Here is a 13,439-nt window from a genome sequence, read left to right as displayed (position 1 = left end):
ATGTCAAGTGATTATGCTTCCAACACGAACAAATGACGGGTGTGGTGCTTTAATTGCTCGTCGATTCCGGCAATCTGATCCCGGTCTGTGCATTGGTTGCGTAAATCGAGCAGTTCATTGATGGTGTGGTGGATGATTTTGATCTCACGTTCGATTTCCGTGCTGCGGAACCGTTCCTCAAGCTGGCCAACGGTATTCTTATACTCGAAAACAACACGCAATTCTCCACCGGTATTCTCTACAATTTTGCGTACAGCGCCCATTTCATAATAATAAACCATCGTATAAGAAGGATAAATCCGATTGACAATGGCATTCCCGCGAAAAATGGAAACTGCTTTGCGCATAGCATTTGTTAATTTTGGTTTAACCAACCGGCAGGAAAGTTCACAAATGTAATGATCTTCTTGACGTTCAAAAATTAAGCGGACTTCTTCATGTCCTGCTTGGTCTTCGAGAATCATTTCGTGATTGCCGTTATCGAGCACCATGACCTGCTGCTGCACATGATGATCTTCAAAGAAACGAACAAATCCCGCCATCTCATCAGCCGTTAGTTGCAGAGAAGCTTTGACATATTCCGTGGCTATCCGCTGAGCCATAAAAATCTCCTCAATTCTATAAACATGCCCTTTGTAAACCTTTGCTTAAATATATTATACTTCATCATTGCCGTTTATTCCTGCCGGTTGTTCTTGAAATTCACTCAAATTCCAGAAGAATCACGAATAATCACTCATGAACGTATCATATTATGCACTTTGCTCGTTATTCGGATGCTTCATCGCGGACTTCCTGCTCTTCCTGCTGTTCATCCTCTTCCCGCGCTTCCGCGATCCGCTCCACAATAATGCTCCAGACCTCGTCGCGTCCAAGTCCCGTCTCGGAAGAAAACAGCACCATTGCATCACTGGGGACGGTTCCCAATGTGTTCTTAATCATTTTAATATGTTTGTCCCACTTGCTGCGCGGAATTTTATCCGCTTTGGTGACGATGATACAGACCGGAATATCGTAAAACTTCAACCAATCGTACATCATTTTATCGTCTTTGGAAGGTTCATGACGAACATCGATGATGAGCATGACCATTTTGAGCGGTTCGCGGTTTTGCAGAAATCTCTCGATCATTTTGCCCCACTGCTCGCGCTGCGTCTTGGACACTTTGGCATACCCGTATCCGGGGAAATCGACGAAGTAAAGTCTGTCCTCGATACGGTAATAATTAAGCTGCTGGGTTTTGCCGGGCTGAGAGCTCGTACGGGCCAGGTTCTTGCGTTGGATCAATTTATTGATCAATGATGATTTCCCGACATTCGAACGCCCTGCCAGAGCAAACTCCGGCAAGGCGTCCTCAGGATATTGGGAAGGCTCTACAGCGCTAATCACAAATTCGGCTTTGTTGACATTCATTCTTGAATAACCTGCTTTCTAATGCGTCTGAATAGGCAGCTGCGTAAGGGCGTGCTGCAGCACCTCATCCATATGGCTGACCGGAATAAAATCCAGATCGTTTCTTATGCTCTCCGGAATATCGCGCAGATCACGCTCGTTTTCTTTGGGGAGCAGCACCTTTTTGATTCCTGCGCGATGCGCTGCCAAGGATTTTTCTTTCAATCCTCCGATTGGCAGTACACGGCCTCTCAGCGTAATCTCTCCGGTCATGGCCACTTCCTTGGACACATGACGGCCGGTTAACGCGGAGATGAGCGCCGTTGCCATCGTAATGCCGGCAGAAGGGCCATCCTTGGGAATCGCTCCCTCCGGGATATGGATGTGAATATCGTTCTTCTCGTGGAAATCCGGATCAATGTTCAACTCCTTGGCTTTGGAACGCGTAAAACTAAAAGCAGCCTGAGCCGATTCCTTCATGACGTCGCCAAGCTGACCGGTCAAGGTCAGTTTGCCGCTGCCGGGCAATACCGTAACTTCAATGACCAGCGTGTCGCCGCCCACTTCCGTCCAGGCAAGTCCGGTTACTGCCCCAATCTGATCCTCGATCTCAGCCATACCGTAGCGGAATTTGGAAGGCCCGAGCCACTCCTTCACTTTGGCCGTATCCACTTGAATAGGGGTGCGCTCCGGATCGGACACGATCGCTTTGGCTGCCTTACGGCATATTGCCGCGACCTGCTGCTCCAGATTACGAACCCCGGATTCTCTTGTATACTCTCGGATGACCTGCATCATTGCGATATCGTCGAGCAGAAGCTGCTCCTCCTGAAGGCCGTGCTCCCGCTTCTGCTTGGGCAGTAGATAACGCTCGGCAATCTGCAGCTTCTCCAGCTCGGTATAACCGGGAATAAAGAGCATTTCCATACGATCCAATAAGGGGCGCGGAATATTGTGCACAGCGTTTGCCGTTGTCACGAACATCACATTCGACAAGTCAAACGGCACCTCAATAAAATGGTCGCTGAATGTGTTGTTCTGCTCCGGATCAAGCACCTCCAACAGTGCCGATGCCGGATCTCCGCGAAAATCCATCGCCATTTTGTCGATCTCATCCAGCAGGAATACCGGATTGCGCGTTCCCGCTGTCTTCATGCCCTGTACAATCCGCCCAGGCATGGCTCCGACGTACGTACGGCGATGGCCGCGGATCTCCGCTTCATCCCGCACGCCGCCAAGCGAGATACGTACAAATTGGCGTCCGAGCGACTTGGCGATGGAACGTGCCAGTGAGGTTTTACCTACCCCTGGCGGCCCCACCAGACACAATATCGGCCCTTTCAGCTTTTTCACAAGCTGCTGCACGGCCAAGTATTCCAGAACCCGTTCCTTCGGCTTCTCCAAGCCGTAATGATCCTCATTGAGAATCTGTTCGGCTTTGGATACATCCAGATCATCTTCTGTTTTCTTATTCCAGGGAAGCGAAAGAAGCCAATCGATATAATTGCGGATAACACCGCCCTCAGCAGAAGAAGCCGGCATTTTCTCCAAACGGTCGATTTCCTTCTCGACCTTCTCTTTAACTTTATCCGGAAGCTCGGCCTCTGTCATCAGCGTCCGAAGCTCTTCCACTTCTCCGGCGCGGCCTTCCTTCTCCCCCAGCTCCTTCTGGATGGCCTTCATTTGCTCACGCAAATAATATTCCTTTTGCGTCTTTTCCATCTGTTTTTTGACGCGCTGGCTTATTTTCCGTTCAAGCTCCAGCACTTCGCGCTCATTATTCAAAATATCGAGCAGCTTCTCAAGCCGGTCACGGACATCAATGGTTTCCAGAATGTCCTGTTTGTCTTTAATCTTGAGAGTCAAGTGGCTCGTTATGACATCGGCAAGCCGGCCAGGCTCATCAATATCAGAAACGGCCGCGAGCGTCTCAGGAGTGACCTTCTTCGATAAATTGATATAATGCTCAAACTGGTTCAATACCGTTCTCATGAGCGCATCGATTTCAGGATCGCTGGACTCCGCTTCCGGCATTTCCTTGACGGTTACTTCGTAAAAATCATCATTGGGCAAATAATCCACAATCTCCGCCCTGTTGACACCCTCCACCAATACACGTATCGTGCCGTTCGGCAGCTTGAGCATCTGTCTGACGCGCGCTATCGTGCCGACGCGGTAAATATCCTCTTGTGTTGGCTCTTCAATATTTACTTCTGACTGTGAACACAGCAGGATCATATGATCGTCAAGCATGGCACGGTCCAATGCGCGTACCGATTTCTCTCTGCCGACATCAAGATGAAGCACCATGCTGGGGTATACAAGCAGCCCTCTGAGTGGAAGCAGAGGCAGCCTTCGGCCTTTCCATTTTGCAGGTCCCATACCAGCACCTCCGTTCTTGAAGCAATTTCAACCCTTTTGTCTGACGGAAAAATAAGGCTCTTACTTGAGTGCCTATCCCTATTTTATCACTCAACGGAATCAGCCTGCAAATAGGGAAGGCTCGGTGCGATAAAAACATCACTTGCAGCAGTCGGCTGATGCGCCGGAATAAGCTTATCCATATCGCGGAATACATGCCTGAACACCTCGTCGATATGACCGACCGGGATGATCTGCAGTCCTTGCAGATCCGCAAAAATCGCCTGCCAGTTCTCACGCGGGATGATAACCGTATCCGCACCTGCCTGGAACGCTGCCTCCACCTTGGCAAGCACACCGCCCACCGGCTTCACATCTCCATGGATGCCAACTTCCCCGGTCATGGCAAGTTTATTGTCAATCGGCTCGCTCTTGATCGCGGAAGCGATGGCGGTTGCCATAGCAATTCCGGCTGAAGGACCGTCGATCGGTGTTCCACCGGGGAAATTAATATGCAAATCAAAGTTTTCAGGCTTAAACCCGATTCTCCGCAGCACAGTCAGAACATTCTCGACCGAGCCCTTTGCCATGCTTTTCCTCCGTATTGTCCTGCTGCTTCCGCCGCCGAGCTCTTCCTCTTCCACAACGCCTGTAATGGTGTAGCTGCCTTTGCCGGCCCTGGCTGGAATCGCGCTAACCTCAATCTCCAGCATCGTTCCCATATTCGGTCCATAGACGGCAAGACCATTGACGAAACCGATCTGCGGGAGCGCAGGGACTTTGCGGTCGGGTCTCGGCGGAATCTGGCTGCTGTTGACCACCCATTCGACATCCGCTGCCGTGATCCCCTCACGCGATTCAGACAAGGCAAGACCGGCGGCAAGCTGAATCACATTGACCGCTTCACGGCCGTTGGTGGCATAGCGGGTAACCACATCAATCGCATCTTGTGAAGGCGGCAGGCCGATTTTTTTCAGGGCATTAACCGAGATTTGGGCAATTTCGGCAGGCAGCAGCGGACGGAAATAGATTTCCATGCACCTGGAACGCAGTGCTGGCGGAAGCTCCTGCGGTGACCTCGTGGTAGCCCCCACCAGTCTGAAATCCGCCGGAAGCCCATTTTGAAAAATATCATGAATATACATGGGTACTGAAGTATCCTCGGAATTGTAATAAGCGCTCTCCAGATACACTTTACGGTCCTCCAGCACTTTAAGCAGCTTGTTCATCTGTATGGGATGCAGCTCGCCGATTTCATCGATGAACAGCATACCGCCGTGGGCTTTGGTTACTGCACCCGGCTTCGGCTGCGGAATCCCGGCCACACCCATGGCACCAGCCCCCTGATAAATCGGATCATGCACAGAGCCGATCAGCGGATCCGCAATCCCGCGTTCGTCGAAACGGGCGGTGGTGGCGTCAATCTCCGTAAACTTGGCATCCGGCAGAAATGGAGAGGTTGGATTCTTTTTGGCTTCCTCCAGAACGACACGGGCTGCCGCGGTCTTTCCTACCCCTGGAGGTCCATAAATGATCACATGCTGGGGATTGGCGCTGCACAGAGCCGCTTTGAGGGCTCTCAAGCCGTCGCGCTGGCCGACAATATCATTAATGGTCTGGGGACGCGTTTTTTCGGACAATGGCTTGGTAAGCGATACCGAGCGAAGCTTGCGGAGCTTATCCATTTCCTTGCGGGACTCCTTGTCAACAGCGGTGCGGTTGGTCTTCTGACTGCGTAATAAATTCCAAAAGTACAGTCCGATCACGATCGCAAAAAATACTTGAATCAGCATTAGAATCAAATTTAAACTCATAGCGATTAATACTCCTCTCAAACCACTGGGCAAATGGTCCATTCTGCATGCTTGCGGCAGCGAAAACCGCATGCAGGCAGGCTTGGGCCATTCCTGGCGGTGAAGTAAGTGTTATCCCTTTTTGGAAATAGCAGCAGCGTACGGTCTGCTATTAAAAAAAATCCGGCATATCGGGACTCATACCTGTCAGTATTGCCCCCAGCCGGATGGAATAATCGCTATTTGATTCTAAAGTTTGAATCGTTTGCTGCTTTTACGCATGCGGTACAGAATGAGCCTTGCGTCCGGGAATCTCCCCCGTTGCTTCATAGACGCGGACGATCTCGTCGATTTCTTTCTTCAGTTCAGCCAGAAGATCAGCTTCAGGCACCTTGCGGATCATCTCCCCGTACCGGAACAGCATGCCTTCTCCCCGTGCTCCGGCAATGCCGATATCTGCTTCTCTGGCTTCGCCCGGCCCGTTAACCGCACAGCCCAGAACGGAGACCTTAATGGGGACTTTGATTTTACTGATGTACTCTTCAACTTCATTGGCGATGGTGAACAAATCAATATCCAGCCGCCCGCAGGTCGGACAGGAAACGAGCGTCGCCGCGTTGGTGATCAGACCGAAGGACTTCAAAAGCTCCCGCGCCACCTTGACCTCTTCCACCGGATCTGCGCTCAGGCTGATCCGTACGGTGTTCCCGATTCCCATCGCAAGCAGCGCGCCAATTCCCGCAGAGCTCTTAATGGTGCCCGTATGCAGCGTTCCTGCTTCGGTAATGCCCAGGTGAAGAGGATAGCGAATCTGTTCGGCAGCCATCCGGTAAGCGGCTATAGCCATCGGCACATCGGATGCTTTAAGAGAAACGATAATGTCATGAAAATCAAGTTCTTCCAAAATACCGATATGAAAAAGGGCGCTTTCCACCATTGCTTCGGGAGTCGGATAGCCGTATTTCTCAAGCAGGTGGTTCTCAAGCGAACCTGCGTTGACGCCGATTCGTATCGGAATGCCCCGCTCCTTGCACGCCTTCACGACAGCTTCAACCTTCTCGCGGCGGCCGATATTGCCCGGATTGATCCGCACCTTATCCACGCCGTTCTCAATGGCAGCCAGCGCCAGACGGTAATCAAAATGTATATCCGCAACGAGCGGTATATGAATGCGCTTTTTGATTTCTTTGATGGCTTCCGCCGCTTCTTTATTGTTAACCGTGACACGGACAGCCTGACAGCCGGCTTCCTCCAGGCGAAGAATTTCGGCGACAGTCGCTTCCACATCCGCCGTCTTGGTCGTGCACATGCTCTGGATGATTACTTCGTCGCTTCCCCCGATGGTGAGCGGGCCTAACTTAACCGGTATGGTATCTCTACGTGTATACATATCAGGCAACGTCTCCCTCCCGTTAACGTCAAAGTCCACCCCTGTCAAAACGACCTGTAAGGCCGCTTGGACAGAGGTGGATACTTTAGAGCGTTCTTTAATTGAATCAGGCGCTTTCTTCCTTCTTCTTGCTTTTCTTGGAGGATAATTCAGGCATAACCCGATCCTGAACCACTTTCTCGGTAATGATGCAGTTATTCACATCATCGCGGGAAGGAACCTCATACATAACATCCAGCATCAAGCCTTCGATGATCGCACGCAAGCCGCGGGCGCCGGTATTGCGTTTGATCGCTTCTTTAGCAATCGCATCCAATGCGGCAGGCTCAAAATCCAGCTTGACGTTATCCATTTCAAGCAGCTTCTGGTACTGTTTCACAAGCGCATTCTTGGGCTCGGAAAGAATACGAACGAGCGCAGGCTCATCAAGCGGCTCCAGGGTAGAAATAACCGGCAGACGGCCTACAAACTCCGGGATCAAACCAAATTTGAGCAGATCCTCCGGAAGCACCATGGACAGGTACTCGCCGGCTTTCAAATCCTTCTGGCTGTCTCCGGCAGCGTTGAAGCCGATGACCTTCTTGCCGATCCGGCGCTTGATAAGCTGCTCCAGACCGTCGAACGCGCCGCCGCAGATGAACAGAATATTCGTGGTGTCGATTTGGATGAACTCCTGATGCGGATGCTTGCGCCCGCCTTGAGGCGGAACCGATGCAACCGTACCTTCGAGAATTTTGAGAAGCGCTTGTTGAACACCTTCGCCCGATACATCACGGGTAATGGAAGGATTCTCCGACTTGCGCGCTACTTTGTCAATTTCATCGATGTAGATAATGCCGCGTTCCGCTTTCTCCACATCATAATCAGCCGCTTGAATCAACTTCAGCAAAATATTCTCGACATCTTCGCCTACATATCCGGCTTCCGTCAGCGAGGTAGCATCAGCGATGGCAAACGGAACATTCAAGATTTTGGCCATCGTCTGCGCGAGCAGCGTCTTACCGGAGCCTGTTGGGCCTACCAGCAAAATATTGCTTTTTTGCAGTTCAACGTCCTCAAGCTTATTTTGCGAGTTGACACGCTTGTAATGATTGTATACGGCAACAGACAGCGATTTCTTCGCCTGCTCCTGGCCGATTACATATTGGTCAAGGATGTTGCGGATATCTTTTGGCTTCGGAATGTCTTTCAGATCAAGCTCTTCTTCATGACCGAGCTCTTCCTCCACGATCTCCGTACAAAGCTCGATGCATTCATCGCATATATACACGCCAGGACCGGCGACAAGTTTACGCACCTGATCTTGAGATTTGCCGCAGAAAGAACATTTCAGCTGGCCCTTCTCCTCATTGAATTTAAACATGGGATCACCCCTTCTTCGATTTGTTACAGGTTGCTTATATTGCTTGATGAGACGACCTTGTCGATCAAGCCGTAATTGAGCGCTTCTTCCGCACTCATGAAATAGTCACGGTCCGTATCGCGGTCAACTTTCTCATAAGGCTGTCCGGTGCGGTCAACATAAATCTGATTGAGCTTTTGCTTGGTTTTCAAAATCCAGTCCGCGTGAATCTTGATATCGGATGCCTGGCCGCGAACGCCGCCCAGCGGCTGATGGATCATGACTTCGCTGTTGGGAAGCGAGAAACGCTTGCCCTTGGCTCCAGCCGTCAGCAGTAGCGAACCCATGCTGGCTGCAAGTCCCACACAAATCGTCGAGACATCCGGCTTGATGAATTGCATCGTATCGTAAATCCCCATCCCTGCGGTTACCGAACCGCCTGGCGAGTTAATGTACAGATGGATATCCTTCTCAGGATCGTCAGCAGCCAGAAACAGCAGCTGTGCGATGATCGAGTTTGCCACATCATCGTCGATCGCACTTCCTAGAAAAATGATCCGATCCTTCAAAAGACGAGAGTAAATATCGTAAGATCTTTCTCCCCGATTCGTTTGTTCAACGACTATAGGTACCAGATTCATGCGACCAACCTTCTTTCTCTTATCGACTTTTAATACCGTATTTATTTTAACATGTTACGCAGGCAATGTCATTTTTTACGAATACTACATTATACGATACTGGCAAACCATTATGTACGGGACAGGTATCCCAATTGTAAACTTAAACCCTCTAAAGGGAGAAATAAGGCACGTGTACACGTGCCTTACTTCCTCATGGCGGCTACACATCGCCCGCCGGGAGCGATATTAAGCAACTTCAGTTGTAACTTTACTGTTGTCCAACAGGAACTTGATCGTTTTGCGAAGAACCAGATCTTCCTTGATATTGTCCAGATTGCCGTTAGCTGCGAAAATCTCGCGAAGCTCGTCTGCCGTACGGCTGTACTGCTTGGACAACGTCTCCAGCTCCTCATTCAGGTCCTCGTCGCCAACTTCGATGCCTTCGTTTTTGGCAATTTGCTCAAGCACCAAATTATTGCGGACGCGCTTCTGGGCATCGCTGCTCATTTGAGCGCGCAGGGCTGCTTCATCCTGTCCTGAGAACTGGTAATACATATCCAGATTCATCCCCTGCATGCGCAGGCGGTTCTCGAAATCACGAACCATAAAGTCTGTTTCGGATTCAATCATAGCATCGGGAATATCAATAACGGCCGCATCGGCCACCTTTTCCACTACAGCCGTTTCACGGGCCTGCTCATTGCTTTTTTTCTTGTTCTCGACCAGTTTGGTCACGAGATCTTCCTTGAATTCATCCAACGTATCAAATTCGCTTACGTCTTTGGCAAATTCATCGTCAAGCGCAGGCAGGTTCTTGCGTTTGATTTCATGAAGCTTTACTTTGAATACCGCCTGCTTGCCTGCAAGATTCTCGGCGTGGTAGGTTTCAGGGAATGTCACTTCAATGTCCTTGAAATCGCCGATTTGCATGCCGACTACCTGATCTTCAAAGCCAGGGATGAAAGAATTGGAGCCCAGCTCCAGCGAGTGTCCTTCTCCCTTGCCGCCTTCAAACGCTTCCCCGTCAACGAAACCTTCAAAATCAATCGAGGTCACATCGCCAAGTTCAGCCGCCCCTTCGTCAAGAACAGTCAGCTCGGCATGACGCTGCTGCAGACGATCAAGCTCAGCTGCAATCTCCTCTTCCGTAACCGTTTCATCTACAGCCGGAACTTCAATGCCTTTGTATTCGCCCAATTGAACTTCAGGCTTGACGGTTACCTTGGCTTTGAATTTGAAAGGCTGTCCTTTGCTGAACTGCTCCACTTCGATATCAGGCCGGTCAACCGGAATGATCTCTGTTTCTTTCAGCGCTTCGGAATATACATCCGGAAGAAGAATGTCAATTGCATCCTGATAGAGGCTTTCGATACCGAAACGGGCTTCAAAAATACCGCGGGGTACTTTTCCTTTGCGGAATCCAGGTACGTTTACTTTTGCAACGACTTTCTTGAAGGCCTTGTCCAGCGCTTCACTCACTTGCTCGGTCTCGACTTCAACGTCGATGGAGACAAGGTTCTTGTCTATTTTTTCCCAAGTTGCTTTCATGTTATGCTTTCCCCTCCAAATTAACTAACGCTTTTCTCGCGTCCGATGATTCACGCTAATAAACCATTCTATTATAATCAACATCCGGGCGAATATCAAGACTCGCTTCCATCCTCCCGGTCCTGCAGCAATGCCACCTGCCTGAGCGAGCGGCAAGCCTGTTCATACTGAAATCGGAGCGCTTGCGTTATACCGTATGTATCGCGGATATCATCGTCGCTTGCCCTGTCATAAAGAGATAATTCTACGATGAGGTGAAGCGCGCCCGCAAAGCAATCAATGGTTTCATCGTCGCCGTTGACCAGCCGGTCGTAGATGGTGGTTCCATAAAAGCATTGGAGGCACTCCTTCCACATTTCACGCGCAAAATGAGGCATGGTTACGTCAATAACCTCCGTCACCGACTCCACTCTCTCGAGCACTCTGGAAACAGGCTCGGGAAAGCCATCCATCGAAAGCGGCGTCAGCTCAATTTCAAGCTCGACCTGCTCCCCCATCCGCAAAAGCGGCAATTTCCCCGTTACGCCCCGGCGATGCAAACATTGGAGCGCCTTGAACTGCAGGGCCGGATGAAGCTCGCTGCCCGTAAGCCAGGCGACAATCGCTTCATCCACATCGGGATGCTGAATATGAGCGGCTCTCTCCAAGGCCAGCACCTGCTGATCGGGTATAGGATGATTCCGCATAATATACAGGACTTGTTGAACGTAAGCATCATCATATTCTTCCGGCGCCAAGGCGTCCCTTCTGAAGGAATCCTCGTCCTCATCGGCTTTTAGCTCAGCATTCTCCAGCGAACCATAGCCATGGTCAGACGCTTCAAAAGTGGGAAAAGCCATATCGAGCCAAGTGAGCAGGCTGCCCCATTCTTCATAGTGGCGTTTCTCCTCGCCCTGGCAGTTCATCAGAAAGCGGAGCAATTGTTTGGCTTCGCCATACTGCTCGGCTTCAAGCATCCGTGTCAGCTGCAGCTGGTATTGATCAAGCATGCGCGGAAACAAATACACATTTTCCTTACTGTCGCCTTGAGGGGAATTTGAAGTTGTAATAGTATCACCACCTTATCAGTCCATCCGCACCGGCAGCGGAGCCTGCTTTTGATATGTGTTCGATTATAACACTGTCTGTTATTGATTTCCATTGCACCCTGTGCTATCATTTATTGGTCGCAGTACGCTGCCAATTTTCTAGTGCGGGTGTAGTTCAATGGCAGAACGCCAGCTTCCCAAGCTTGAGGCGAGGGTTCGATTCCCTTCACCCGCTCCACTAAATAATTCCTGAAAGCCTTGATCTGCAAGGCTTTTTTGTTGTTTTGCGCCTGAAAAATTCACTCTCGAATATGGTTTGGAACGGATGCTTTATCTATGCCCGCTCTGCCAGTTCCTATTCCATTACCTGGGCCAATGACGTTATGTGATAAATACCCAATCGCACTGGGGCAGGTGTGCATACCTTAAAGAGTACCCTAGACGCAAGGAGGTGCTTTTGAATGGGCTACGCTGGTGTTGGTGGTGTTGGCTATGGCGGATTTGGCACAGGAATCGGATTTATTCTCGTACTCTTTATCTTGCTGGTCATTATCTCCCGTGGATGCGGCTTTGGTGGATTCGGTTATTAATTAACATTTGGAACGTAACCCTCCATATGTTCCGGACCTTGAAAACTCCATTAATTGACCCGCTGCCAAGCGGGTCTTTTAGCTATTTACGCCAAGCTGCATCTGCTCCTGAACGGCATCTGTCCTGCATTCGCCGATTTCCTTGCATTGCATAAGTGAAAAGAGCAAGAATCCGTGAGCAGCAGGCTATAGCGTCCATAAAGGCCGTTCTCGAGCTCCCTGATATCCGGATGCTGTTTCTCCCCTAGCTACAATAATTGGAAGGCTGGAGCAGGCCTGAGTATGCCCAGAGCGGGTTCTGGTTCGACCGTCCGTACTTATTACCACTATAACGTGTCCGCTAACCGTCATATATCGACCATTTTTGAATAGACATGCAAAAACGGACCGTTATGCGCTTTACGCGCCTAAACAGTCCGCTTTTATACTGCCTTGCATGATGATATCCAATTATTCATGCATTCAGATCAATTCACTTATGCCAGCCTCCAGCTTGATCACAAGCTTTTTGAGCTCCACGATTTTGGTGCTTTTCAGAAGGGCCAGCATTCCCTTAATGAGGACGGGCTGCGGGTCCGATTTGTCGAGTTCATTCTCCAGCAACTGGAGTGAGGAATTCATCTCTGCAGCGACATCGGAAGGCACGTCTGATTCGGAGATAACCGTACGGATGGCCTCAATATCAGCACTGACGTTATGATTCCCATCATCGCTGCGAAGCTCGGAGGAAGTGCATATCCAATCCTCCAGCACTTCACGGTCCATAATCACTTCAGCGTTGCCCGTAACCATACCTGCCATCAGCTGATCCATGCGCTCCAGAATATAAGCTGCCAAACGCTCGATATCAAACTTCTTGCCTTCCAGAATGACAAAGCCCATGTAGCCCTCAATAAAAGCGTTAAAGAATATAGCCGCATCGTTGGCATAACGCTCAACATCCGGCCCGTAATGCTCGCGTATGGCGGTACGTGTGGCCAGAAGCCCGCTTGCTCTTAATTGAAGGATCAGATCATGCAGCTCCTCATTCAGATCAAAGCGTTCCTGCATAATGATATTGATGAAGCTCTTATGCTGGTTATACAGCTCATAGCTCATCGTAATCCGTTTCCGCAGCTTGTCGCGGGAGGAGAGTTCCGTGGATTCGGAAATCTCCTTCGCTCTTTTACTCATTTTCCCAATGTAGTACTTGAATATGGAGAATAACAGATCTTCTTTTGATTTGAAATAGAAGTATAGAGAACCTTTAGAAATGCCCAGGGCGTCAGCAATATCCTGAATGGACGTCCCTCTGTAGCCCTTTTCCGAAAAACGCTTCATGGCGCCTTCGAGAATTTGCTGTTTTTTGCCTTCCACGTGTCAGACACCGCCT

The 13,439-nt window shown here is 50.1% G+C and carries 11 protein-coding genes and 1 tRNA gene; 2 read left to right on the top strand and 10 right to left on the bottom strand.

From position 1 onward, the window contains the following. Positions 1-11: 11 nt before the first annotated feature. From AC0YOB_RS11440 to AC0YOB_RS11400, 9 genes are all read right to left on the bottom strand, one after another. Entirely contained in the window at positions 12-602 is a 591-nt protein-coding gene (locus tag AC0YOB_RS11440; protein ID WP_475792937.1) for a non-ribosomal peptide synthetase module, read from the bottom strand. 166 nt (positions 603-768) lie between these two features. Then, complete coding sequence (gene yihA, locus AC0YOB_RS11435; RefSeq protein WP_210045630.1) at positions 769-1,413, bottom strand: ribosome biogenesis GTP-binding protein YihA/YsxC; 645 nt, start codon at positions 1,411-1,413, stop codon at positions 769-771. A gap of 18 nt (positions 1,414-1,431) precedes the next feature. Further along, positions 1,432-3,774 carry an endopeptidase La gene (gene lon / locus AC0YOB_RS11430; protein ID WP_210045629.1) on the bottom strand — a complete coding sequence of 781 codons (2,343 nt, stop codon included), beginning with the start codon at positions 3,772-3,774 and terminating at the stop codon, positions 1,432-1,434. 86 nt (positions 3,775-3,860) lie between these two features. Further along, on the bottom strand, positions 3,861-5,567 hold the full coding sequence (gene lonB, locus AC0YOB_RS11425; protein ID WP_210045628.1) for an ATP-dependent protease LonB: 1,707 nt from the start codon (positions 5,565-5,567) through the stop codon (positions 3,861-3,863). A gap of 253 nt (positions 5,568-5,820) precedes the next feature. Continuing rightward, complete coding sequence (gene ispG / locus AC0YOB_RS11420) at positions 5,821-6,936, bottom strand: flavodoxin-dependent (E)-4-hydroxy-3-methylbut-2-enyl-diphosphate synthase (RefSeq protein WP_210045627.1); 1,116 nt, start codon at positions 6,934-6,936, stop codon at positions 5,821-5,823. 106 nt (positions 6,937-7,042) lie between these two features. After that, positions 7,043-8,299 carry an ATP-dependent protease ATP-binding subunit ClpX gene (gene clpX, locus AC0YOB_RS11415; RefSeq protein ID WP_210045626.1) on the bottom strand — a complete coding sequence of 419 codons (1,257 nt, stop codon included), beginning with the start codon at positions 8,297-8,299 and terminating at the stop codon, positions 7,043-7,045. Between the two features lie 23 nt (positions 8,300-8,322). Beyond that, positions 8,323-8,919 (bottom strand): ATP-dependent Clp endopeptidase proteolytic subunit ClpP, encoded by a 597-nt coding sequence (gene clpP / locus AC0YOB_RS11410; protein ID WP_210045625.1) that lies wholly within the window; start codon positions 8,917-8,919, stop codon positions 8,323-8,325. A gap of 228 nt (positions 8,920-9,147) precedes the next feature. After that, positions 9,148-10,449, bottom strand: coding sequence for a trigger factor (tig, locus tag AC0YOB_RS11405; protein WP_475792936.1), 1,302 nt, complete (start codon positions 10,447-10,449; stop codon positions 9,148-9,150). 95 nt (positions 10,450-10,544) lie between these two features. Further along, entirely contained in the window at positions 10,545-11,456 is a 912-nt protein-coding gene (locus AC0YOB_RS11400) for a hypothetical protein (protein ID WP_475765182.1), read from the bottom strand. A gap of 185 nt (positions 11,457-11,641) precedes the next feature. Here AC0YOB_RS11400 and AC0YOB_RS11395 point away from each other — a divergent pair. Both AC0YOB_RS11395 and AC0YOB_RS11390 read left to right on the top strand, forming a co-directional pair. Further along, positions 11,642-11,715: transfer RNA gene (locus tag AC0YOB_RS11395), tRNA-Gly, on the top strand. A 223-nt stretch (positions 11,716-11,938) separates the two neighbouring features. Continuing rightward, a complete protein-coding gene (locus AC0YOB_RS11390; RefSeq protein ID WP_210045623.1) occupies positions 11,939-12,067 on the top strand; it encodes a sporulation protein YjcZ in 129 nt (42 codons plus the stop codon). A gap of 462 nt (positions 12,068-12,529) precedes the next feature. Here the strand turns inward: AC0YOB_RS11390 and AC0YOB_RS11385 are convergent, their stop codons facing one another. After that, positions 12,530-13,423, bottom strand: a complete 894-nt coding sequence (locus AC0YOB_RS11385; protein ID WP_475792935.1) for a TetR/AcrR family transcriptional regulator — start codon at positions 13,421-13,423, stop codon at positions 12,530-12,532. Positions 13,424-13,439: the final 16 nt, after the last annotated feature.

Source organism: Paenibacillus sp. JT31N17 (genome assembly GCF_056269255.1).
This window is presented reverse-complemented; position numbering and strand designations above follow the sequence as displayed.